The sequence below is a fragment of the Nonomuraea sp. NPDC005501 genome (genome assembly GCF_040605905.1).
Classification (GTDB): Bacteria; Actinomycetota; Actinomycetes; order Streptosporangiales; family Streptosporangiaceae; genus Nonomuraea.
Genome location: NZ_JBEXDT010000012.1, coordinates 90,309 through 112,980 on the forward strand (window position 1 = coordinate 90,309; position 22,672 = coordinate 112,980).

General features: G+C 71.9%; 19 protein-coding genes. 13 read left to right on the plus strand and 6 right to left on the minus strand.

The window, feature by feature from the left end; all coding sequences use genetic code 11:
• Positions 1–366: 366 nt before the first annotated feature.
• Entirely contained in the window at positions 367–936 is a 570-nt protein-coding gene (locus ABZS51_RS09740; protein WP_355438188.1) for a hypothetical protein, read from the plus strand.
• A gap of 317 nt (positions 937–1,253) precedes the next feature.
• On the opposite strand, the gene ABZS51_RS09745 is transcribed toward ABZS51_RS09740, so the two are convergent.
• From ABZS51_RS09745 to pgm, 4 genes are all read right to left on the minus strand, one after another.
• Complete coding sequence (locus tag ABZS51_RS09745; RefSeq protein WP_355438190.1) at positions 1,254–1,880, minus strand: metal-dependent phosphohydrolase; 627 nt, start codon at positions 1,878–1,880, stop codon at positions 1,254–1,256.
• Between the two features lie 47 nt (positions 1,881–1,927).
• Positions 1,928–2,635 carry a DUF2786 domain-containing protein gene (locus tag ABZS51_RS09750; protein ID WP_355438192.1) on the minus strand — a complete coding sequence of 236 codons (708 nt, stop codon included), beginning with the start codon at positions 2,633–2,635 and terminating at the stop codon, positions 1,928–1,930.
• Between the two features lie 16 nt (positions 2,636–2,651).
• Positions 2,652–3,890, minus strand: coding sequence for a hypothetical protein (locus ABZS51_RS09755; protein WP_355438194.1), 1,239 nt, complete (start codon positions 3,888–3,890; stop codon positions 2,652–2,654).
• A 142-nt stretch (positions 3,891–4,032) separates the two neighbouring features.
• Positions 4,033–5,670, minus strand: coding sequence for a phosphoglucomutase (alpha-D-glucose-1,6-bisphosphate-dependent) (gene pgm / locus ABZS51_RS09760; RefSeq protein ID WP_355438196.1), 1,638 nt, complete (start codon positions 5,668–5,670; stop codon positions 4,033–4,035).
• 121 nt (positions 5,671–5,791) lie between these two features.
• Between pgm and ABZS51_RS09765 the strand changes: the two genes are divergently transcribed.
• The 5 genes from ABZS51_RS09765 (at position 5,792) to ABZS51_RS09785 (ending at position 11,090) form a co-directional block, all read left to right on the plus strand.
• Positions 5,792–6,685 (plus strand): TIGR03564 family F420-dependent LLM class oxidoreductase, encoded by an 894-nt coding sequence (locus ABZS51_RS09765; protein WP_310712368.1) that lies wholly within the window; start codon positions 5,792–5,794, stop codon positions 6,683–6,685.
• A 49-nt stretch (positions 6,686–6,734) separates the two neighbouring features.
• The gene (locus ABZS51_RS09770; RefSeq protein WP_310712367.1) at positions 6,735–7,340 is read left to right on the plus strand and encodes a GH25 family lysozyme; all 606 of its coding nucleotides are present in this window, start codon (positions 6,735–6,737) and stop codon (positions 7,338–7,340) included.
• Positions 7,341–7,404: 64 nt separating this feature from the next.
• Complete coding sequence (gene thrS, locus ABZS51_RS09775; RefSeq protein WP_355438199.1) at positions 7,405–9,369, plus strand: threonine--tRNA ligase; 1,965 nt, start codon at positions 7,405–7,407, stop codon at positions 9,367–9,369.
• A gap of 93 nt (positions 9,370–9,462) precedes the next feature.
• Complete coding sequence (locus ABZS51_RS09780) at positions 9,463–10,482, plus strand: potassium channel family protein (RefSeq protein ID WP_355438201.1); 1,020 nt, start codon at positions 9,463–9,465, stop codon at positions 10,480–10,482.
• Between the two features lie 77 nt (positions 10,483–10,559).
• Positions 10,560–11,090 carry an HIT domain-containing protein gene (locus tag ABZS51_RS09785; RefSeq protein ID WP_355438203.1) on the plus strand — a complete coding sequence of 177 codons (531 nt, stop codon included), beginning with the start codon at positions 10,560–10,562 and terminating at the stop codon, positions 11,088–11,090.
• A gap of 22 nt (positions 11,091–11,112) precedes the next feature.
• On the opposite strand, the gene ABZS51_RS09790 is transcribed toward ABZS51_RS09785, so the two are convergent.
• Both ABZS51_RS09790 and ABZS51_RS09795 read right to left on the minus strand, forming a co-directional pair.
• Positions 11,113–12,669 (minus strand): family 10 glycosylhydrolase, encoded by a 1,557-nt coding sequence (locus tag ABZS51_RS09790; protein WP_355438205.1) that lies wholly within the window; start codon positions 12,667–12,669, stop codon positions 11,113–11,115.
• Positions 12,670–12,796: 127 nt separating this feature from the next.
• Positions 12,797–14,905 (minus strand): elongation factor G-like protein EF-G2, encoded by a 2,109-nt coding sequence (locus ABZS51_RS09795; RefSeq protein WP_355438218.1) that lies wholly within the window; start codon positions 14,903–14,905, stop codon positions 12,797–12,799.
• 268 nt (positions 14,906–15,173) lie between these two features.
• On the opposite strand from ABZS51_RS09795, the gene pgsA reads away from it, so the two are divergent.
• The 7 genes from pgsA (at position 15,174) to ABZS51_RS09830 (ending at position 22,563) form a co-directional block, all read left to right on the plus strand.
• Positions 15,174–15,776, plus strand: coding sequence for a phosphatidylinositol phosphate synthase (pgsA, locus tag ABZS51_RS09800; RefSeq protein WP_310712362.1), 603 nt, complete (start codon positions 15,174–15,176; stop codon positions 15,774–15,776).
• Entirely contained in the window at positions 15,773–16,681 is a 909-nt protein-coding gene (locus tag ABZS51_RS09805) for a phosphatidylinositol mannoside acyltransferase (RefSeq protein WP_310712361.1), read from the plus strand. The genes pgsA and ABZS51_RS09805 overlap by 4 nt, the downstream gene beginning before the upstream one ends.
• A 10-nt stretch (positions 16,682–16,691) precedes the next feature.
• Positions 16,692–17,822, plus strand: coding sequence for a glycosyltransferase family 4 protein (locus tag ABZS51_RS09810; protein WP_310712360.1), 1,131 nt, complete (start codon positions 16,692–16,694; stop codon positions 17,820–17,822).
• 43 nt (positions 17,823–17,865) lie between these two features.
• Entirely contained in the window at positions 17,866–18,408 is a 543-nt protein-coding gene (locus ABZS51_RS09815) for a hypothetical protein (RefSeq protein WP_310712359.1), read from the plus strand.
• Positions 18,409–18,472: 64 nt separating this feature from the next.
• Positions 18,473–19,492 (plus strand): DUF3048 domain-containing protein, encoded by a 1,020-nt coding sequence (locus ABZS51_RS09820; RefSeq protein WP_355438208.1) that lies wholly within the window; start codon positions 18,473–18,475, stop codon positions 19,490–19,492.
• 173 nt (positions 19,493–19,665) lie between these two features.
• A complete protein-coding gene (gene pdxS / locus ABZS51_RS09825) occupies positions 19,666–20,598 on the plus strand; it encodes a pyridoxal 5'-phosphate synthase lyase subunit PdxS (protein WP_310712357.1) in 933 nt (310 codons plus the stop codon).
• A gap of 264 nt (positions 20,599–20,862) precedes the next feature.
• Positions 20,863–22,563, plus strand: coding sequence for an alkaline phosphatase D family protein (locus ABZS51_RS09830; RefSeq protein ID WP_355438210.1), 1,701 nt, complete (start codon positions 20,863–20,865; stop codon positions 22,561–22,563).
• Positions 22,564–22,672 lie beyond the last annotated feature (109 nt).

Here is a 22,672-nt window from a genome sequence, read left to right on the forward strand (position 1 = left end):
TACTTGTCGCAACATCCATGCTCATTGACGGGTGTTGGTGGCAAGGCGCGGCAAGAAAGACGGGGCCCCCGCACTCCCACCATCAGCCGGGAGATCGGAGTACGGCGTCGTGACACCACGCCTGAACCGCGCGCCGAAAATGATCGTTTCAGGGATATGAGATGGAGTTGGGTCGTCGCTCTGGTGCTGATACTTGCGGCGTGTAGCAGCACCGGAGTTCAAGAGACCGGGACGATGCCGAGGCTGGAGCGGACTGGCCGGTCAGTCCCTGAGCCGGCCACAGCCGGACCCGCGCAGCGCCTTGTCGCCGAATGGCTGCGGGTGGGTGGTTTGATGGCCCCCGGCCGTGCAGCCGTTCGCCCTCCGATGCTGGCGGTCTACGCCGACGGCCGGGCCATCGCCGTCGCCGCGCACGAGCTGCGCCTTCCACCCGCCGAGGTCGAAACCTTGGTGGAGGCCCTCGATCATGATCTGGCAGGGCAACCCGCCACTGCCTCGCCCCTGCCGGGGTCGCCGAGGATCTATGACGTGCCGACCACGGTCCTCGGCGTCGACAGCGGCAGCGGCATGCGTGAGGTGCACGTGCCGTCTCTGGAACATGCCGCAGCCAGCTACGACGCCGCGCTCGTCACCGCCCGCGACCGCCTCGCCCACTTGGCCGACCGCGTGACCGCACAGGGCGGGAACTACTCCACCGACCGTGTACGACTGTCCACCGAGCAGGTCACGGTTCCTGCGACGCCTGCCCAGCCCTTGCCGGGGGGCGTCCCCCTGCCACCCAAGACGCAAGCGCGCTCGGGAAGCAAGGACTACAAGGGCAACAAGGCGCACACGATCGCCCGCTTGATACCAGGTGACGGATCCTGGCACGTCTATCGCATGTCAACCGGCGAGCACATCGCTCTTTCGTGGCGTTATCTGCTCCCCCACGAGTAAGGCTCCGGCTACGAACGCGCAGGTGAGCTCCTGCGGGTGCGGTTCGGACTCAGTGCGCTGGAGTGGTTGTGCTACTCCGCCGAATCGACATCTCGGGCCGGACCGGCAAGGTCGTTGGCCGCCCACCGGAGCCACGGGCACCGCACAGAACAGGACTGACGGTTGACCGCTCGCGATCTGGGTTTCTCCCAGCCAAGCGTCTCGCTACGCTTGTGGCCAGTAATTGATCACCGTGTTGCGACGCCCCCTGGAATTCACCGAAGCGCCCCGCCCGTATGAAGGGCCCCCGCCGGCGTGAAGTACACCCCCGGCCGGCGCTACGGCCGGGTGCCCGCCGTGAGGGAGCGCAGCTCGGCGCGCAGGTTCGCGCGCGCCCGCTCCTCCCACAGCTCGTACGCCACGGGAGTCCGGTACAGCCGCGGAGCCGCCAGCAGCCGCCCCAGCACGGCGGCCCGGCCCGCCCTGAACGGCTCGTCGGCCACGTGCGCGTACTCCTGCCGGACGCGCGCCGCGTAGTCGTCGTACGCCTCCCGGCTCGGGGAGCCCAGCACGGCCAGGTCGGCGTCGCACAGCACCTCCCCGTTCGCGTCGCCCGGCGCCACCCGGTCGTGGGCGGCCGTCAGCCGTACCAGCCGGGCCACCTCGGCGACGCGCGCGGGCGGCACCCCGCACCGGGGCAGCCGGGCCTGGGCGAGCTGGGCGCTGCGCTCCTCGTCCCGGCCGGGCCGGCCGTCGTACACGGCGTCGTGGAACCACAGGGCCAGGCGCACGGCGCCGGGATCGTCCGCCGCGCCCGCGAGCCGGTCGGCGGCGGCCAGCACGGCGGCCAGGTGATCGAGGGTGTGGTAGCGGCGGTGCGGCTCGCTCCAGCGGGCCACCAGCTCCGCCCGGGTCGCCAGCGACGCGGGGGAGCGGCCCGCGAGCTTCGTCCAGCCGTCGTCCATGCGCCTCACCCTAGAGCGCCCGTCCCGCTCCCGCCGCGGCGCGGCCGTCAGCGGGTCAGCTCGGCGGAGGGGGCGCCGGGCACGCGGGTGCGGCCCAGGTCGGCGCGGCGACCGGCGGCGGCCCCGTCGTGGTAGCCGGTGCCGGTCATCCGCGGCACCGTCACCCGGATCAGCGGGTACCGCGCCGCGACCGCCCGCTCCACCTCCGCCCGCCGGTCGGCCAGCACCAGGGCCGTGCCAGCGCCCGCCGGGTTCCCGTCGAGATGGTCGGCCTCCGCCCGCTCCTCGGCCTCGCGCAGCAGCCGGTACACCTCGTCGGCGAAGCCCAGCATCCACGAGCGGCGGTAGGCGCGGGCCGCGGCGGCCTCGGCCGGCGGGCGGGTACGCCCCAGGCCGGAGGCCATCTGCAGCAGCAGCGACGTGGCCAGCAGGTCGGCCCGCTCCAGATCGGCGGCGAAGCCGAAGATGTGGACCTGGTGCCCGCCGTCGCCGCGCCCGATGAGCAGCGGCCGGCAGCGCACGGCCTGGGCCACCAGCCCGACGAGGCGCGCCTTCTCCCGCGCCCACGGGGCGGGCAGGGTGACGATCCGGTCGCCGGGCGCCTGGCGCGGCTCGCCGGGGTCGAGGGCGTCGATGCCGTACTTGGCCATGAGCGCCGAGGCCGCCGCCATGAACGTGGCGCGCTCGTGCTCGTTGTCGGTGCGTTCGGCCTTGGCCAGGAGCTTCCTGACCCGCTCCAGCGTGCGCTCCCTCAACCGGCCTCCCGCGCCCTCAGGACTTGGCCAGCACCCGCCCGTCGGCGCCGAGGGCCGGGAAGGCTCCTGTGTCGACGATGCCGTGCTGCTGGTACAGAGCCTCGATGAGGGCGTGCGCCTCCGGCTCCAGCTTCCACAGGGCACGATACTGGCGCGCGGTGGCCAGCGAGATGCCGATCTGCTGCGCGATGTCGATGGTGCGCGGCACGATGCCCTTGGCGATCTGCCGGTCCCAGTACTCGCGGGCGGCCCGCATGAGCGCGGCGCGCTGGGCGGTGTCGACGACCTGCGGGGTGGTGTCGAGCACGGTGACGTCCTCGTCCTCGTCCTCGACCAGCTCGGCCAGCGCGGGCGGCAGGGCCGGACGGGCGGGGACGGGGTGGTGGTCGGCGTTCGGCTCCCACGGCACGCGGGGGTCGGCGTCGATGAGCGCGGTGGTGTTGTAGAGCGCGGCGATCTGGGCGAGCAGCGCCTCCTGGCGGGCCGGGTCGACGGCCAGGCCGGTGTGCTCGACGGCCTGGTCCATGGCCTTGTCGAGCCGGGCGAGCGCGGCGCGCAGCTTGCGCTCGGACGCCCCGCCCTCGCGCAGCGCCTTGGCCTTCTTGGCGGCCAGGGCGACGCGGGTCAGCCGCCGGTGCGCGTCCACCTCGCTCGCGGTGCGGTCGCTCACCTCGGCCAGTCCCATGCGGACCAGCAGCCGCTCGGGGGTGAGCCGCCAGTTGATGCGGCCGGTGCCGCGGATGCGGTGCCGCTCGATGGCCATGCCGCGCTCCCACAGCCAGGCGGCGACCAGCGGCGCGGCGAGCCGGAAGAGCGCCTCGGGCAGGCTGCGGGCGTCCATGCTGGACAGCACGGCCGTCAGGCACGTCAGCGCCCACACGGCGATGCCGTCGATGCCGGCGGAGAAGTTCTCGCGCATGTTGCGGCGGGCGCGCACGGCCGAGGTGATGATGGCCACCTCGATGAACGCGAACAGCAGCAGCCGCAGCGGCCCGTCGAGGCCGAGCACGTCACCGGAGAAGCGCCACATGCCCTGCGCCGACACGCCGGTGGCGATGGACGCGGCCACGACCGTCAGGATGTCCTCGACGGGACGCGGGGCGACGTAGCGGGCGACCAGGAACGCACCGGCTCGCCATGCCACGCGGACCAGCAGGAACGCCAGGCCCAGGGCGGCCAGGACCAGCAGCGCGATGACAGCGGTGGCGAACGGCTTTTCCGTGACGAAGGCGGCTATTTCCTCGAATGTGGGCATCAGTCACTGTCCGTGGGGGGCTACATACTCCGGCTGTCCAACGACGAGATCATTGCAGAATGTCGCCATCTTGTACGCCAAACAGCCGCTGCCGCCCCATTTTGCCCACCCTTATCGCAGGTTGTCATGCATCCCGTCAGCCTCAGGCCCCGGCGAGCGTCTCCGAGACCAGCGCCCGCGCCTCCTGCTGGACCTCGGCCAGATGCTCCGGCCCCTTGAACGACTCCGCGTAGATCTTGTAGACGTCCTCGGTGCCCGACGGCCGCGCCGCGAACCAGGCGCTCTCCGTGGACACCTTCACCCCTCCGAGCGCGGCGTCGTTGCCCGGAGCCCGCGTCAGCACCGACGTGATCGGCTCCCCGGCCAGGGCCGTCGCCGTCACCTGGTCGGCCGACAGCTTGCCCAGCACCGCCTTCTCCTCGCGCGTGGCCGGCGCGTCCACCCGGGCGTAGGCGGGCTCGCCGTACCGGGAGGTCAGCTCGCGGTAGCGGGCGCTCGGCGACTCGCCCGTGACGGCCGCGATCTCCGAGGCCAGCAGCGCCAGGATGATGCCGTCCTTGTCGGTCGTCCACACCGAGCCGTCGCGGCGCAGGAACGACGCCCCCGCGCTCTCCTCGCCGCCGAACCCGAGCGACCCGTCCAGCAGCCCCGGCACGAACCACTTGAACCCGACCGGCACCTCGTACAGCCGCCGCCCCAGCGACTCGGCCACCCGGTCGATGATCGAGCTGCTCACCATCGTCTTGCCCACCCCGGCGCCCTGCGGCCAGCCGTCGCGGTGGGCGTACAGGTAGGAGATCGCGACCGCGAGGTAGTGGTTGGGGTTCAGCAGCCCGCCGTCGGGCGTCACGACGCCGTGCCGGTCGGAGTCGGCGTCGTTGCCGGTCGTGATGTCGAAGCGGTCGCGGGCGTCGATCAGCGACGCCATCGCGTACGGCGACGAGCAGTCCATGCGGATCTTGCCGTCCCAGTCGAGCGTCATGAACCGCCACGTCGGGTCCACCAGCGGGTTGACCACGGTCAGGTCCAGCCGGTGCCGCTCGGCGATCTCGCCCCAGTAGGCCACGCTCGCCCCGCCCAGCGGGTCGGCGCCGATCCGCACCCCGGCCGCCCGGATCGCGTCGAGGTCCACCACCGACGGCAGGTCGTCCACGTACGCGCCGAGGAAGTCGTGGCGGCCCGCCTCCCGCCGCGCCCTGGCGTACGGCACACGGCGCACCCCGGCCAGGCCGCCGGCCAGCAGCTCGTTGGCCCGGTCCTGGATCCACGAGGTGGCGCCGGTGTCGGCCGGTCCGCCGTTCGGCGGGTTGTACTTGAAGCCGCCGTCGGCCGGCGGGTTGTGCGACGGCGTGACCACGATGCCGTCGGCCAGGCCGGACGAGCGGCCCCGGTTGTGGGTGAGGATCGCGTGCGAGACGGCCGGCGTCGGCGTGTAGCCGTCGCGGGAGTCCACCAGCACGTCCACCCCGTTGGCCACCAGCACCTCCAGCGCCGACACCTGGGCCGGCTCGGACAGCGCGTGCGTGTCCGCGCCGAGGTACAGCGGCCCGTCGGTGCCCTGCGCCGCGCGGTACTCGCAGATCGCCTGGGTCGTGGCCACGATGTGGTCCTCGTTGAAGGCGGTGTCGAGCGCCGACCCGCGATGACCGGACGTGCCGAACGCCACCCGCTGCCCCACCTCTCCGGGGTCCGGGTGCAGCGCGTAGTAGGCGGTGACCAGCCGGGCGACGTCGACGAGGTCGGCGGGCTGAGCGGGCTGTCCGGCGCGATCGTGGGTCATGTCCCCACCTTACAAACGCCTCCCGCGCGCACCCCCGGCGATCTCCCGTGTCGCGTGGCGGACCGTCCCGGCCCCCGCGGTTAGACTCGCGATCACCAGAACAGAATGGAGCTCGGTGGCCATGCGCATCGGATTGTTGCTGAACGAGACCACGGGACCGGATCCGCTCAAGGACCTGGGCGACAGCATCGCCGCGGCGCGCGACGACGGCTTCGCCTCGGCGTGGCTCTCGCACATCTTCGGCCTCGACGCGCTCACCGCCCTGGCCGTCGCGGGCGCCCGCACCCCCGGCATCGAGCTCGGCACCGCCGTCGTGCCGACCTACCCGCGCCACCCGGCCGCGCTCGCCCAGCAGGCGATGACCGCCAACGCCGCGCTCGGCGGCCGGCTGGCGCTCGGCATCGGCCTGTCCCACCAGGTCGTCATCGAGAACATGTTCGGCTACAGCTTCGAGCGCCCGGCCCGCCACATGGCCGAGTACCTCGACATCCTGCTGCCCGCCGTCCGCGGCGAGCACGTCCGCGCCGAGGGCGAGACGCTGAAGGCCGACATCCGGCTGAGCACCCCCGGAGCCGGCCTGCCGGTCCTCATCGCCGCCCTCGCGCCGCGCATGCTCAAGCTGGCCGGCTCCCGCGCCGACGGCACCGTGCTGTGGATGACCGGCCCCAAGACCGTGACCGAGCACGTCGTGCCCGCCATCACCGCCGCCGCCGAGGAGGCCGGCCGCTCCCGGCCCCGCGTCGTCTGCATGCTGCCGGTCTGCGTCACCGACGACGCGGACGCCGCCCGGGCCCGCGCCGACGAGGTCTTCGCCACGTACGGCCAGCTCCCGTCCTACCGGGCCATGCTCGACAAGGAGGGCGTGTCCGGGCCCGGCGAGGTGGCCATCGTGGGCGACGAGGACTCCGTGCGCGGCCAGATCGAGGAGCTGCGCCGGGCCGGCGTGACGGACTTCGTGGCCTCGCCGTACTCCAGGCGCGACCGCACCCTCGCCCTGCTCCGTCAGCTCCTCTGACGGCGCGTCGGGGGCCCCGCCGGGAGACGCCCGCCTAGACTTCCGCAAGGTGAAGCGCTTGCTGCATGGCATCGACGTGTCCAACTGGCAGGGCCGGGTCGACTGGGCCCACCACGCCGGTGAGGGCGTCGCCTTCGCCTTCGCCAAGGCCACCGAGGGCGGCGACTTCACCGACAAGTTCTTCGGCCGCAACTGGCAGGGCATGCGCGAGAACTGGGTCGTGTGCGGCGCCTACCACTTCGCCCGGCCCAAGGGCGACCCCGCCGAGCACGCCCGCCACTTCCTCGCCACCCTGCGCGAGGCCGGCGGGCTGCGCCGCGGCGACCTCATCGCGATCGACCTGGAGACCAGCGACGGCCTGCGGCCCGAACAGGTCGCCCGGCACGCCCGCCGCTGGTGCCGCTACGTCGAGCGGCACGCGGGCATACGCCCGTTCATCTACACGTTCCCGAACTTCGCGCACGGCGGCCACTGCGCCGGGCTCGGCGACTACCCGCTGTGGATCGCCAGCCCCAGCCATCCGCGCGGAGCGCCGCAGGTGCCGTCGCCGTGGGCTGCGTGGACGATCCACCAGTACTCCAGCCGGCCGGTGGACCGCAACGTGTTCGACGGCAGCCGCCAAGCACTGACCAGGCTGGGGTATCACCCGCGATAGCATCGGTGTCCATCACCGCCGGACGCCATCCGGGCCACCCGGCGCCTAGCATCAGGGAGCCACCGTGTCAGCCGAGTTGCACATCACCCGCGCCGGAGCCGAGCGTGTGGTGGCGGCCGGCACGACGGCCGGTGACGCGCTCGAGGCCGACGGCCGCACCGTCGTCGCCGCCCGGGTCAACGGCGAGCAGCGCGACCTCGCCTGGGTGCTCGCCGACGGCGACGTGGTCGAGCCGATCGACATCTCCAGCGACGAGGGCCGGGCCATCGTCCGCCACTCCACCGCCCACGTCATGGCGCAGGCGGTCCAGGAGCTGTTCCCCGACGCCAAGCTGGGCATCGGCCCGCCGGTCGAGAACGGCTTCTACTACGACTTCGACGTCGAGCACGCCTTCCAGCCCGACGACCTCAAGCGCATCGAGAAGCGCATGCGGGAGATCGTCAAGGAGGGGCAGCTGTTCTCCCGCCGCCCCGTCGGCGACGACGAGGCGCGTCAGGAGCTCGCCGGCGAGCCGTACAAGCTGGAGCTCATCGGGCTCAAGGGCGGCGCCGCCGACGAGGAGTCCGTCGAGGTCGGCGCGGGCCAGCTCACCATCTACGACAACCTCGACGCCAGGAGCGGCGACCTGCGCTGGAAGGACCTGTGCCGCGGCCCGCACGTGCCGTCCACCCGGTCCATCCCCGCGTTCAAGCTCATGCGCTCCGGCGGCGCCTACTGGCGCGGCAGCGAGAAGAACCCGCAGCTCCAGCGCATCTACGGCACCGCCTGGGAGTCCCGCGACAAGCAGGACGAGTACCTCAAGCTGCTGGAGGAGGCCGAGAAGCGCGACCACCGCAAGCTCGGCGCGGAGCTCGACCTGTTCAGCTTCCCGCCGGAGCTGGGCAGCGGCCTGCCGCTCTTCCATCCCAAGGGCGGGATCATCCGCAAGGAGATGGAGGACTACATGCGCCGCCGGCAGGCCGAGGCCGGCTACGAGTTCGTCAACACCCCGCACATCACCAAGTCGTCGCTGTTCGAGACCTCCGGCCACCTGCCGTGGTACGCCGACGACATGTTCCCGGCCTTCGAGCTGGAGGGCATCGAGTACCGCGTCAAGCCGATGAACTGCCCGATGCACAACCTGATCTTCCGGGCGCGCGGGCGGTCCTACCGTGAGCTGCCGCTGCGGCTGTGCGAGTTCGGCTCGGTCTACCGCTACGAGAAGTCGGGCGTGGTCCACGGCCTGACCCGGGTGCGCGGCATGACGCAGGACGACGCGCACATCTACACCACCCGCGAGCAGATGGCCGACGAGATCAAGTCGCTGCTGCGGTTCGTGCTGAGCGTGCTGCGCGACTTCGGCCTGGACGAGTTCTACCTGGAGCTGTCCACCCGCGACGACTCCGACAAGTTCATCGGCGACCCGGCCGAGTGGGAAGAGGCCACCCAGGCGCTGCACCAGGTGGCCAGCGAGTCCGGGCTGGAGCTGGTGGACGACCCGGGTGGCGCGGCCTTCTACGGCCCGAAGATCTCCGTGCAGGCCAGGGACGCGATCGGCCGCACCTGGCAGCTGTCGACCATCCAGCTCGACCTGAACCAGCCCAAGCGCTTCGGCCTGGAGTATCAGGCGGCCGACGGCAGCCGGCAGACGCCCGTCATGATCCACCGGGCGCTGTTCGGGTCGATCGAGCGCTTCCTGGGCGTGCTGACCGAGCACTACGCGGGCGCCTTCCCGCCCTGGCTGGCCCCGGTCCAGGTGGTCGGCATCCCGATCGCCGACGCCCACGCCCCCTACCTGCAGGACCTCGCCAAGCGGCTGCGCGAGCGGGGCATCCGGATCGAGGTCGACACGGCCGACGACCGCATGCAGAAGAAGATCCGCAACGCGCAGAAGGCCAAGGTGCCGTTCATGCTGCTGGCCGGTGACGACGACATCGCCAACGGCGCGGTCTCGTTCCGTTACCGCAACGGCGAGCAGAAGAACGGCGTGCCGGTGGACGACGCGGTCGACGAGATCGTCTCCGCGGTGGAGCGCCGGATCCAGGTCTGATCCGCACGAGCGGGTGCGGCGAGCAGTGTGACGGGACGCCCGGCCGGAGTCATCCAGCCGGGCGTCCCGCTGCCGGCCACTACGATCATCCGTATGCAGGAGGACGAGACGGAACTCGGGGTGCGGCTGCCTTCCCCCGCCCTGAGCCCGTTGCGGGCGGTGCTGCGCCGGATGGCCGTCGCGCTGCTCATCCTGCTGGCGATGTACGCGCTGGTCCTGATCGACCTCGAGGGCTACCGCGACAACGCCGACGGAGCGGTGTCCCCGCTGGACGCCCTCTACTACGTCACGGTGTCGCTCTCCACGACCGGCTACGGGGACATCACGCCGGTCACCACCGAGGCGCGGGTCGTCAACATCGTGGCGGTCACGCCGCTGCGCATCGCGTTCCTCGTGGTGCTGGTCGGCACCACGCTGGAGGTGCTCACCAAGCGCACGCGCGACGCCATCAGAATCCAGCGATGGAGAGCCAGATTGCGAGACCACACGGTGATCGTCGGCTACGGCACCAAGGGCCGGGCCGCCATCCGCACCCTGCTGGAGAGCGAGCGGTCCAAGGACTCGATCGTCGTGGTCGACCCGAGCCGGGCGGCGATCGAGGAGGCCGCGGGTGACGGCTTCACCGGTGTCGTGGGCGACGGCACGCGCGGTGAGGTGCTCAGGCGCGCGAGCCTCGGCACGGCCAGGGAGGTCATCATCGCCACCCAGCGCGACGACACCACGGCGCTGGTGACCCTGACCGCCCGCAGCCTCAACGAGACCGCCACGATCGTGGCCGCCGTGCGGGAGGCGGAGAACGACCCCCTGGTGCGGCAGAGCGGCGCCGACGTGGTGATCACCTCCTCCGACGCGGCCGGCCGCATGCTGGGCGTGGCCACCCAGAGCCCGGCGGTCAGCTCGCTGATCGAGGACTTCCTCGTCTACGGCAAGGGCCTCGACCTCTACGAGCGGGACGTGCGCGCCGGCGAGACGGGCCGGCCCACGCAGGCGGCGGGCGAGATCGTGGTGGCCGTGGTGCGGGGCCGCGAGATCATGACCTACGCCGACCCGCGCGCCGCCACGCTCCAGGCCGGCGACAGGCTGGTCGTCATCCGGGTCCACCCTCCGGAATAGCGACGACGCGGCGAGCCGGGGTGTTCGGCGACCACGGGGAAGGAGCGCATCCCGGAGGGAGCCCTATGCTGCTAGATATGCACGATCAGCCTGGAGCGGGGGACCCCGACAACTTCGAGCGGCTGTGGACGCCGCACCGCATGGCCTACATCAAGGGCGAGGGCAAGCCGACCGGCACGGGCCCCGGCGACGGGTGCCCCTTCGACGCCATCCCGCGGATGAGCGACGAGGACGGCCTGGTCGTGGCCCGCGGCGAGGTCGTCTACGCGGTGCTCAACCTCTACCCGTACAACTCGGGTCACCTCATGATCGTGCCCTACCGCCACGTGTCCGACTACGACGAGCTGGACCGGGCCGAGGTGCTGGAGCTGGGGGAGTTCACCCAGCGGGCGCTGCGGGCGCTGCGCAAGGCGTCGGGCGCGCAGGGATTCAACGTCGGGCTCAACCTCGGCGACGTCGCCGGCGCGGGCATCGCCGCGCACCTGCACCAGCACGTGGTGCCGCGCTGGGGCGGCGACACCAACTTCATGCCGGTGGTGGCCCGCACCAAGGTGCTCCCTCAGCTCCTGCGCGACACCCGCGACGTCCTCGCGAGCGCCTGGGGCTGACCCACGTCCTCAGCGGTGGCCCTCAGCGCACCGTGACCGTGGCCGCGTCGCTCTCGTGCTGGAGCCGGTCCAGCGCCGTCACCAGGTACGTGCCCGGCTTGGGCGCGGTGAACGACGGCGCGGTGACCACGGCCACCAGGTCGCGGGCGTCCGTGGTGTGGCAGTCGGCGCCCGAGCCGGGCAGCCGGTAGACCGCGTAGGACCGCGCCCCCTGCGCCGGCGTCCACGTCAGCGCGGCGCCCGCCGCCTTGAGGCCCGCCGGCCTGGCCGGGGCGGCGCCGCCACGCTCCTTGATCAGCGGCAGCAGCGCGGGCCGCGCGTAGTGGTCGGCCGCCAGACGGCTCATGGCTCCGAGAGGGTCGTCCATGACGTTCTTGGCGCTGAAGTAGACGTCGCCCTCGATCTGCTTGTACTTGCGGTTGAGCGTCAGGTGCGCCGACAGCTCGCCCGGCCGGGTCCACGCCTTGTCGTCGTGCGCCCCGACCCGGTAGACGGCCTGGCCGATGTACAGGTCGACGCCGGTGCCCTTGACCTGGCGCGCCCACCACGGCGTCAGCACCCGGTAGTCGGCCGCCTTGAAGCCGCGCGGCCAGTACAGCTGCGGGAGCACGTAGTCGACCGTGCCCGCCTTGATCCAGGCGCGGGCGTCGGCGTAGATGCTGTCGTAGGCCGACATGCCCGTCGTGTCGGAGCCGGCCGGGTCCTGGGCCTTGTTACGCCAGATGCCGAACGGGCTGATGCCGAACTTGACGTACCCCTTGGTCGCGTGGACGGCCGCGTCGACCTCGGCGACCAGCGTGTTGACGTTCTGGCGCCGCCAGTCGGCCAGGCTCTGGCCCTTGCCGTACTTGGCGAAGGCCGCCTTGTCGTCGAACGTGCCGCCGGAGCCGGGGTACGGGTAGAAGTAGTCGTCGAAGTGGATCCCGTCGACGTCGTAGCGCTTGGTCACGTCCGTGACGACCTTGACGACGTGCTCGCGCACCTGCGGCAGGCCCGGATTGTAGTAGCGGCGGCCGTCGTAGGTGACCGTCCAGCCGGGGTGGCGCCGCGCCGGGTGGGAGGCGGGCAGCTTGGCCAGGTCCGTGTCGTCGGCGACGCGGTACGGGTTGAACCAGGCGTGGAACTCCAGCCCCCGCTTGTGCGCCTCCTCGACCAGGAACGGCAGCGGGTCCCAGCCCGGGTCCTTGCCCGCGGTGCCGGTCAGGTACTGCGACCACGGCTCCATGGGGGAGCGGTAGAGCGCGTCGGAGGCCGGGCGCACCTGGACGAAGACGGCGTTGAACCGGCGCTTGACCGCCCCGTCGAGGATCTTCATGTACTCGGCGCGCTGCCGCTCGGGCGTCAGCCCCGTACGGGAGGGCCAGTCGATGTTCTTGACCGTCGCGATCCAGAGGCCGCGCAGCTGCCGCTTCGGGTAGCGGGCGTCGGCCGTGCAGGCCGCGGCGGGCGCGCCGGTCGTCTTCTTCTTGGCGGATCCCGCCGCGGGCGGCTCACCGGGGCCGGGGCCGAACAGGAAGGCGGCGCCGGTGGTGAGGACGGCCAGCGCGGCGGCGGCGAGCAGAGGGCGTCCGGTTCGCATAATGTCCCCAGTCTCGCATCGCCTCCCGGATGCTCCGGCCCGAAAAGAGAAATCGATTCGTGATGCCGGAGTGAATCGCATGTGAGGGGTCAGAGGCGTGCCCCCGGGAGGCACGCCTCTCCGGCCCTCACTCGGCGGCGACCTTGCCCGCCAGGTGCGACGGCAGCGGCTCGTAGCGCAGGAACGTGCGCGTGAACGTCCCCGTCCCGTGGGAAATGGACCGCAGGTCGATGGCGTACCGGATGATCTCCAGCTGGGGCACCTCCGCCTTGACCAGCGTGTGGCCCGTGCCGACCGGCTCGGTGCCGAGCACCCGGCCGCGCCGTGACGACAGGTCGGACATCACCGAGCCCACGTGGTCGTCGGCGACCAGCACCGACAGCTCGTCCACCGGCTCCAGCAGCAGCGTCGACACCTTGGCGGCGGCCTCCTTCAGCGCGAGCTGCCCCGCGATCTGGAAGGCCATGTCGGAGGAGTCCACCGAGTGCGCCTTGCCGTCGTACAGCGTCACCCGCACGTCCACCATCGGGTAGCCGGCCACGACGCCGCGCTCCATCTGGGAGCGCACGCCCTTCTCCACCGACGGGATGAACTGCCGCGGCACCACCCCGCCCACGATCTTGTCCACGAACTCGAAGCCCCCGCCGGAGGGCAGGGGCTCGACCTCGATGTGGCAGATGGCGTACTGGCCGTGGCCGCCCGTCTGCTTGACGTTGCGGCCCATGGCCTGGCACCTGCCGCCGAACGTCTCGCGCAGCGGCACCCGCAGCTCCACCCGCTCCACCTCGACGCCGTGCCGCTTGGACAGCCGGTCGAGCAGGACGTCGGTGTGGGCCTCGCCCATGCACCACAGGACGAGCTGCTTGGTCTCGGGGTTGTTCTCCAGCCGCAGCGTCGGGTCCTCGGCGACGAGCCGGGCCAGCGCCTGCGACAGCTTGTCCTCGTCGGCCTTGGACCTGGCCTGGATCGCCACGGGCAGCAGCGGGTCGGGCATCTGCCAGGCGGTCATGAGCAGTGGCCGCTCCACCTCCGACAACGTGTCGCCGGTCTCGGCCCGCGACAGCTTGGCGACGGCGACGATGTCGCCCGCGACGGCCTTGGGGACGGGCCGCTGGTGCTTGCCGAGCGGGCAGGTGAGGGTGCCGATGCGCTCGTCCACGTCGTGGTCCTCGTGGCCGCGCTCGGCCAGGCCGTGCCCGGAGACGTGCACGGTCATGTCGGGGCGCAGGGTGCCGGAGAAGATCCGCACGAGGCTGATGCGGCCGACGTACGGGTCGCTCGTGGTCTTGACGACCTCGGCGACCAGCGGCCCGTCGGGATCGCAGGAGACGTCCTTGACCGGCTTGCCGTCGACCGTGGTGATCTCGGGCAGCGGGTGCTCCAGCGGCGAGGGGAACCCCTGGGTGATCAGCTCCAGCACCTCCATGGCGCCGACGCCGATGCCGGAGCAGAGCACGGGGTAGAAGCTGCCGCGCGCGACGGCCTTCTCCAGGTCCTCGATGAGCACCTTGGTGTCGATCGGGTCGCCCTGGAGGTAGCGGTCCATGAGCGACTCGTCCTCGCTCTCCTGGATGATCCCCTCGATGAGGACGCCCCGGTGCTCCTCGATCCGGCTCTCGTACTCGGCTCCGGGGTCCTTCTCCGTGCGGGCGCCGGTGGCGTAGTTGTAGAACTTCTGTGACAGCAGCCCGATCAGGCCGTTCACGTGCCCGTTCGTGATGACCGGCAGGTAGAGGGGGGCGACGCCGTCACCGAAGACGTCCTGGCAGGCGGCGAGCACCTCGTCGAAGTCGGCCCGCTGGTGGTCGATCTTGGTGATCACGACGGCGCGGGGCATGCCGACCCGGGCGCACTCCTGCCACAGCATCTGGGTGAGCCCGTCGACGCCCTCCGCCGCCGAGACGACGAACAGGGCGGCGTCCGCGGCGCGCAGGCCGGCGCGCAGGTCGCCCACGAAGTCGGCGTAACCGGGGGTGTCCAGCAGGTTGATCTTCACGCCGTTGTGCGTCAGCGGCGCCAGCGCCAGGTTCACCGACCGCTGCTGGCGCACCTCCACCTCGTCGAAGTCGCTGACCGTGCTGCCGTCCTCGACCCGGCCCGCCCGCTGGACGGTGCCGGTGGCGGTCAGAAGCTGCTCCGTGAGGGTCGTCTTTCCCGCTCCCGAATGGCCGACCAGGACGACGTTGCGTATCGCGTCCGCCCTGTCGGCCGATGGTGCCCTGCCCGCGGCTCCCATGGCCGCGCCGGGATTCTTGTCCGCCACATCGCCTCCGGTCTCGTGGGACGAGCCGGCCCGCTCCGTCGGCCTGACCTGGGGCCAGGCACCCGGCCGGGCTTCCTCTCCCGTGTCGTCGGTTGAGTTCCAACGCCGCGCCCGCGCGGAGGGTGAACAGGACCGCATGGACAGACGCGGTGTGTTCACCAAATACCCGTGTGGCGGATATCACAAGGGGGAGGAGGCAAAGAAAGTGGCCGGGCCCGGGATGGCCTACGATCGGACCGCGATGCTGAAACTCCTGCGTCCGGCCGTCACCCGGATACTCACCCCGCTCGGCAGGGCCCTGGTCCGCCACGGGATCGGACCCAACACCGTCACGGCGATCGGCACTCTCGGCACCGTCGTCGCGGCCCTGCTGTTCTATCCCCTGGGCCTGCTGGCCGCCGGCGCGCTGGTGATCACCGTTTTCGTGCTGTTCGACCTGCTCGACGGCGTGGTGGCGCGGCTCGGCGGCGGGGGCGGCAGCACATGGGGCGCCTTCCTCGACTCCACGCTCGACCGGGTGGCCGACGCCGCGATCTTCTGCGGGCTGATCCTCTACTTCATCTCGCTCGACGACCTGCTGATGACGTCGGTCACACTGTTCTGCCTGGTCGCGGGCACCCTGGTGTCCTACGCCAAGGCCCGCGCCGAGGGGCTGGGCCTGACCTGCGACGTGGGCGTGGCCGAGCGGCCCGAACGGCTCGTGGTGGCGCTGGTGGCCAGCTTCCTCGCCGGGCTCGGCGTGCCGTACGTGCTGGCGGCCGGCATGTGGTTGCTCGCGGCGGCCAGCGCTGTCACCGTGGTGCAGCGCGTGGTCCACGTCCACCGGCAGACGAGGGAGCGATGAGCGAGAAGGCGTCCGTCACCGACAGGGCCGTCGCCGCGGGGTTCGCGGCGGGCTGGCGCCTCGTCCCGCTGCTGCCGCGCCGGCTGACCAGGGGCGCGTTCCGGTTCGCCGCCGACCGGCTGTGGGCACGGCGGGGCAGGTCCGTGCTCCGCCTGGAGTCCAACCTGGCGCGGGTGACCGGGCTCGCCCCGGGCAGCACCGAGCTGCGCGAGCTGAGCAGGGCGGGCATGCGCTCCTACTTCCGCTACTTCGAGGAGATCTTCCGGCTGCCGTCCATGCCGGTCGAGGAGATCGTGCGGCGCACCCACGTGACCGGGGGCGAGCACATCTTCGACACCGTCGCCGCCGGCCGCGGGGTCGTGCTGGCCCTGCCGCACATGGGCAACTGGGACCAGGCGGGCGCCTGGCTGGTCGGCGTCGGCCACCCGTTCGCCACGGTCGCCGAGCGGCTGCGGCCCGAGTCGCTGTTCCGCCGCTACGTCGCCTTCCGCGAGGGCCTCGGCATGGAGGTGCTGCCGCTCACGGGCGGCGACGGCCACAACTTCGCCACCCTCGCCATCCGCGTACGGCGGGGCGGCATCGTCTGCCTGCCCGCCGAGCGCGACCTGACCAGGAGCGGCGTCGAGGTCGAGTTCTTCGGCGCCCACACCAAGATGCCGGCCGGACCGCCGCTGCTGTCGGTGCAGACCGGGGCGGCCCTGCTGCCGGCCACCGTCTACTTCCACGGCGACGACTGGGGCATCGACATCCACGAGGAGATCCCGGTGCCCGCCGAGGGCACCCGGCAGGAGAAGGTGGCGGCGATGGCGCAGAGCCTCGCCCACGTCTTCGAGAAGGGCATCACCGCCCACCCGGAGGACTGGCACATGCTGCAACGCCTCTGGCTGGAGGATCTCCCGCGATGAGAGCCGCGCCATGAGAGTCGGCATCGTGTGTCCCTACTCCTGGGACATGCCGGGCGGGGTCAAGCAGCACATCGACGACCTGGCGCAGGCGCTCATCGCCCAGGGCCACGAGGTGTCGGTCATCGCGCCGGCCGCCGACGACGAGGACCTGCCGCCGTACGTGGCGGGCGCGGGCCGGGCGGTGCCCGTGCCGTACAACGGGTCGGTGGCGCGGATGTCGTTCGGGTTCCTGTCGGCGGCACGGGTGCGCCGCTGGGTGCGCACGGGCGAGTTCGACGTGCTGCACATCCACGAGCCGCTGATCCCCAGCCTCGGCGTGCTGGCGTGCTGGGCGGCCAGGGGGCCGATCGTGGCGACCTTCCACGCGTCGTTCTCCCGCTCGCGGGCGATCGCCGTGGCCGAGCCGCTGCTGCGCAGCGCGCTGGAGAAGCTGAGCGGCCGCATCGCGGTGTCCGACGCGGCGCGCAAGAGCCTGGTCGAGCAGTTCGGCGGCGACACCGTGCTCATCCCCAACGGGGTGACGGTGGCGCGCTACGCCGACGCCGAGCCGCTGGAGGGGTGGGGGCCCGACGGGTCCACGATCGGCTTCCTCGGCCGCATGGACGAGGAACGCAAGGGCCTGCCGATCCTGCTGGACGCCTTCGCCGAGCTGGCCCCCGCCCGGCCCGGCCTCAAGCTGCTGCTCGCCGGGCCCGGCGACGCCAAGGACGTCTACGACCGGGTGCCGAAGGACTTCCACGACCGGGTCACCGTGCTCGGGATGGTCAGCGAGGCCGACAAGATCCGCGCCTACCACTCGGTCGACGTCTTCTGCGCGCCCAACACGCGCGGAGAGAGCTTCGGGATCGTGCTGGCCGAGGCGATGGCGTCCGGGGCGACCGTGCTGGCCAGTGACATCCCGGCGTTCCGCAAGGTGCTGGGGGAGGGGCAGGCGGGGGCGCTGTTCGCCAACGGCGACCCCTCGTCGCTGGCGCGCGAGGCCGCGGCGCTCCTCGACGCCCCCGAGCGGCGGGCCAAGCTGGCCGAGGAGGCGCTGGTCGCGGTCCGCAAGTACGACTGGTCGACGGTGGCGCGCGACGTGGTCCGGGTGTACGAGACGGTGACCACGGCCGGCGCGGGCCGCGTCGAGGAGGACCTGTGACACGAGACGTCCCGGCCGTGGTCGGCCGCGTGGAGGAAGATCTGTGACGTCCACCCTGATCGTGCTGGTCGTGGGCATCGTCGTGGTGCTCACCGCCGTCTACGTCTCCTGGCGGGCGGGCCGCCTGGACCGGCTGCACATCCGGCTGGAGCTGGCCCGCGAGGCGCTGGACGCGGCGCTGGTGCGGCGCCGGGCGGTCGTGCTGGAGCTGGCGGGCTCGCGGCTGCTCGACCCCGCCACCTCGCTGGTGCTCGCCGCGGCGGCCCACGAGGCCCGCATCGCCGGGCCGGAGGAGCGCGAGCACGCCGAGAGCGACCTGTCCCGCGCGCTGCGCGCGGCCGTGGACCAGGAACGGTTCCGCGAGAAGCTGTCGGAGGCGCCGGGCGGCCCCGACCTGCTGGAGGAGCTCGACGCGGCCGTGGCCAAGGTCGTCTACTCCCGCCGTTTCTACAACAACGCCGTGGGCGTCACGCGCACGGCCCAGCGGCGCTGGCTGGCCAGGACCCTGCGGCTGGCCGGGCACACGGAGTTCCCCGAGTTCTTCGAGATAGACGACGATCCTCCGGCGGCCATGGCAACTGAATGACCCCGATTTGGCCCGGCCGGTAAGCTTCTTCCATTTTCCGGGCCTAAGCGGAGGAGTCGTACAGGTGCGCCTATCCCGGTTGATCGCCGTGACGCTGGCGGGAGCGGCCGTCGTGCCGCCCCTGGCGGCCTGCTCGTCGGAGGAGCCCGCGCCCGGCAAGGTCCCGCAGGCCGCCACCTCCTCGCCGGCCGCCGAGGAGCCGACGGCCGAGCCGGACCTGCACCCCTTCACCGGGAAGCCGACCGGCGCCCTCAAGCCGGTCCTCGCCGTGAAGATCGAGAACACCGCCGCGGGCAAGCCGCAGCTCGGCCTCAAGAGCGCCGACATCGTCTACGTCGAGCAGGTCGAGGCCGGCCTGACCCGGCTCATGGCGATCTTCTCGTCCAAGCTCCCGCCGAAGGTCGGCCCGGTCCGCAGCGCCCGCATCTCCGACCTGCACATCGTGCCGCAGTTCGGCAAGCCGGCCTTCGCCTACTCGGGCGCGCAGACCAAGATGCTGCCCTTCATCGCGCAGGCGTCGCTGTGGGACGTCTCCGACAGCCGGGCCCCCGGGGCGTACTTCCGCCAGCCGGGCCGCTTCGCCCCGTACAACCTGTTCGCCAACACCAAGCAGCTCCTGGCCAAGGCGCCCAAGGCGAGCAAGGCCAAGGACATCGGATTCACCTTCGGCGACGCCCCGGCCGAGGGCGGCGTGGACAAGTCGTCGTACACGGTCCGCTGGCCCGGCGCGCGCTTCACCTTCGCCTGGTCGGAGGAGAAGAAGCAGTGGCTGATCTGGCAGGACGGCAAGAAGGACATGGCGGCCGAGGGCGGCCAGCTCGGCGCGCCCACGGTGGTGGTGCAGTACACCAAGACCGAGCGCTCCGAGTTCCACGACAAGAACCAGAGCTACACGCCGCTCGTCCACTCCGTCGGCAAGGGCTCGGCGATCGTGCTGCGCGACGGCAAGGCGTACAAGGCGCGGTGGGAGCGGAAGTCCGAGGAGGAGGGCACGACATTCACGACCGAGAGCGGCGAGCCGATGAACTTCTCCCCGGGTCAGGTGTGGGTCGCGCTGGCGAGCCGCAAGCCCGTCACTCCGTGACGTACAAATATCCCGAAATATCGTGACATTGTGGTGTGTCGGGGGCGGGCCCCTTCAGGACCTACCATGGGTTTGATAACTGACTGTAGGCGCAGAAGAGGCAGCCGGCCCCGACCCCCGGCGACGGGACGACGGGCGCGGCACACCCGACCAGAGAGTTCGTGAGGAAGACCGTGTCCAGCAGCACGCCCGAAGCCCCGTCCACCCCCGGGCCGGCCACCGGCCCCGTCACCGGAACGGCCCGCGTCAAGCGCGGCATGGCCGAGATGCTCAAGGGCGGCGTCATCATGGACGTCGTCACCCCCGAGCAGGCGAAGATCGCCGAGGACGCCGGGGCGGTCGCCGTGATGGCCCTGGAGCGCGTGCCCGCCGACATCCGCGCGCAGGGCGGCGTCTCCCGGATGAGCGACCCCGACATGATCGACGGCATCATCTCCGCGGTGTCGATCCCGGTGATGGCCAAGGCCCGCATCGGGCACTTCGTCGAGGCCCAGCTGCTCCAGTCGCTGGGCGTGGACTACGTCGACGAGTCCGAGGTGCTCACCCCGGCCGACTACGCCAACCACATCGACAAGTGGCAGTTCACCGTGCCCTTCGTGTGCGGGGCGACCAACCTCGGCGAGGCGATGCGCCGCATCACCGAGGGCGCGGCCATGATCCGCTCCAAGGGCGAGGCCGGCACCGGTGACGTCTCCAACGCCGTCACCCACATGCGGACGATCCGCGGCGAGATCAAGCGCCTCACCTCGCTGCCCGAGGACGAGCTGTACGTCGCCGCCAAGGAGCTCCAGGCGCCGTACGAGCTGGTCGCCGAGGTGGCCCGCACCGGCAAGCTGCCGGTCGTGCTGTTCACCGCGGGCGGCATCGCCACCCCGGCCGACGCCGCGATGATGATGCAGCTCGGCGCCGAGGGCGTGTTCGTCGGCTCCGGCATCTTCAAGTCGGGCGACCCGGCCAAGCGCGCCGCCGCCATCGTCAAGGCCACGACGTTCTACGACGACCCCGACGTCGTCGCCAAGGTCTCGCGCGGCCTGGGCGAGGCCATGGTCGGCATCAACGTCGACGAGATCCCGCAGCCGCACCGCCTGGCCGAGCGCGGCTGGTGACCCGTTCGGAGGCCGCTGCCGTTCGGTGAACGGGTGGCCGGACGCGACGCGTCGATCATCATCGGCGCGTCGCAGCAGGTCGCACCGCCGTCATAAGGCATGATCCTGCACGGCGGGCGCCGGCCTCCATGAGGGAAAGTTCCGAAAAGGCGATATCCACGAAGGATGTCGCCTTTTTCGTGTTGTGTGGCGTTCACCGGGGCGTCACGGTGCTCAGTCAGGCTACGGGACGTCCTCCACCCTTGATCGTCCCAGGAGCCACGCATGTCCCAGCTCAACCGGCGGCACTTCCTCGTCACCGGGTTAGCGGCCGGAGCCGCCGCGGCGCTCCCCGCCGGAGCCGCGCACGCCGATCCCACCCCTGGCCCCACCTCCGGCCCCGCCGCCGAGACCGCCCGGTCGCTGGCCTCGCGGGGCCTGCGGACCGACCCGTTCACCCTGGGCGTCGCCTCGGGCGACCCCGATCACTCCGGCTTCGTGCTGTGGACCCGCCTGGCCCAGGAGCCGCTGGCCGAGGACGGTCTCGGCGGCATGCCGCAGCGGCCGTTCACCGTGCAGTGGCAGGTCTACGCCGACGAGAAGGGCCGCCGCGTCGTGCGCACCGGCGTCGCCGTCGCCGCGCCCGAGTGGGGACACAGCGTCCACGTCGAGGTGGACGACCTGAGCTCCGACCGCGACTACTGGTACCGCTTCCGCGTCGGCCCGTACGTCTCGCCGGTCGGCCGCGCGCGCACCGCGCCCCACCCGCTGGCGTACGGCGTGCCGCTCACCATGGCGTTCGTCTCGTGCGCCCAGTACGAGCACGGCCTGTTCACCTCGTACCTGCGCCTGGCCGAGGAGCGCCCCGACCTGGTGCTGCACCTGGGCGACTACCAGTACGAGTACGCCCGCGACACCTACACCATCCCCGGCGGCAACGTCCGCGACCACGAGGGCCCGGAGACCGAGACCCTGGCCGGCTACCGCCAGCGCCACGCCCAGTACAAGGCCGACCCCGACCTCCAGGCCGCGCACGCCGCCGCGCCGTGGCTGGTCGTGTGGGACGACCACGAGCTGGACAACAACTGGGCCGACGAGGTCCCCGAGAAGCCCGAGGTGCCGCAGCCGAACTTCCTCGCCCGCCGCGAGGCCGCCTTCCGCGCCTACTACGAGAACATGCCGCTGCGCCGCACCTCGATCCCGCGCGGCATCGACATGCAGCTCTACCGGCGGATCCGCTGGGGCCGCATGGCCACGTTCCACATGCTCGACACCCGCCAGTACCGCGACGACCAGGGCTGCGGCGACGGCTACCGCGACTGCCCCGAGGCCGTCGACCCCAACCGGTCGATCACCGGCTCCGCGCAGGAGGCGTGGCTGATCGACGGCTTCCACAAGTCCCGCGCCCAGTGGGACATCATCGGCCAGCAGGTGTTCTTCGCCCAGCGCGACAACAACGCCGGCCCCGCCAAGATCACCAGCCAGGACGCGTGGGACGGCTACGTCGCCTCCCGCCGCCGCATCACCCAGGGCTGGGTCGACGCCGGCGTGCGCAACGCGGTCGTCCTGACCGGCGACGTGCACGCCCACTGGGCCAGCGACCTCAAGCTCGACTACGACGACCCGACCGGACCCTCGGTCGGCTCCGAGCTGGTCACCACCTCGATCACCACCGGCGGCGACGGCGCCGACTCCGACCCCGCCTCGCAGCCGTTCCTCAAGATCAACCCGCACCTGAAGTTCTACAACAACCAGCGCGGCTACGTCCTGACGAGGATCGAGCGGGACGCCCTCACCGCCGACTTCAAGGTCGTGCCGCAGGTCCGCCAGCCCGGCGCCGAGGTCCACACCAAGGCCACGTTCGTGGTCGAGGACCGGGTGCCCGGCGTCCAGCAGACCTACCTGCGGCCGCTCGACCCGGCGGCGCGCACCCTCGGCGCCCCGTCGATCGAGGAGACGGTCCGCCTGGAGACCGAACGCCCCTGACCCCGTGCCCCCCGAGGAGCGGCGGCGCGCCCCCCCCGGGGGGGGGCGGCCGGGGGGGGGGGGGGGGCGGGGGTTATTGACTGGTGTTTTGTTTTGGTGATGGTTTTTG

What these genes read in the sequence shown, in the direction of transcription:
- ABZS51_RS09740 (WP_355438188.1), top strand. Translation starts at nt 367, where the DNA reads ATGCTGGCGGTCTACGCCGACGGCCGGGCCATCGCCGTCGCCGCGCAC.
- ABZS51_RS09745 (WP_355438190.1), bottom strand. Translation starts at nt 1,880, where the DNA reads ATGGACGACGGCTGGACGAAGCTCGCGGGCCGCTCCCCCGCGTCGCTG.
- ABZS51_RS09755 (WP_355438194.1), bottom strand. Translation starts at nt 3,890, where the DNA reads ATGCCCACATTCGAGGAAATAGCCGCCTTCGTCACGGAAAAGCCGTTC.
- pgm (WP_355438196.1), bottom strand. Translation starts at nt 5,670, where the DNA reads ATGACCCACGATCGCGCCGGACAGCCCGCTCAGCCCGCCGACCTCGTC.
- ABZS51_RS09765 (WP_310712368.1), top strand. Translation starts at nt 5,792, where the DNA reads ATGCGCATCGGATTGTTGCTGAACGAGACCACGGGACCGGATCCGCTC.
- ABZS51_RS09780 (WP_355438201.1), top strand. Translation starts at nt 9,463, where the DNA reads ATGCAGGAGGACGAGACGGAACTCGGGGTGCGGCTGCCTTCCCCCGCC.
- ABZS51_RS09785 (WP_355438203.1), top strand. Translation starts at nt 10,560, where the DNA reads ATGCACGATCAGCCTGGAGCGGGGGACCCCGACAACTTCGAGCGGCTG.
- ABZS51_RS09790 (WP_355438205.1), bottom strand. Translation starts at nt 12,669, where the DNA reads ATGCGAACCGGACGCCCTCTGCTCGCCGCCGCCGCGCTGGCCGTCCTC.
- ABZS51_RS09795 (WP_355438218.1), bottom strand. Translation starts at nt 14,905, where the DNA reads ATGGGAGCCGCGGGCAGGGCACCATCGGCCGACAGGGCGGACGCGATA.
- pgsA (WP_310712362.1), top strand. Translation starts at nt 15,174, where the DNA reads ATGCTGAAACTCCTGCGTCCGGCCGTCACCCGGATACTCACCCCGCTC.
- ABZS51_RS09805 (WP_310712361.1), top strand. Translation starts at nt 15,773, where the DNA reads ATGAGCGAGAAGGCGTCCGTCACCGACAGGGCCGTCGCCGCGGGGTTC.
- ABZS51_RS09810 (WP_310712360.1), top strand. Translation starts at nt 16,692, where the DNA reads ATGAGAGTCGGCATCGTGTGTCCCTACTCCTGGGACATGCCGGGCGGG.
- ABZS51_RS09830 (WP_355438210.1), top strand. Translation starts at nt 20,863, where the DNA reads ATGTCCCAGCTCAACCGGCGGCACTTCCTCGTCACCGGGTTAGCGGCC.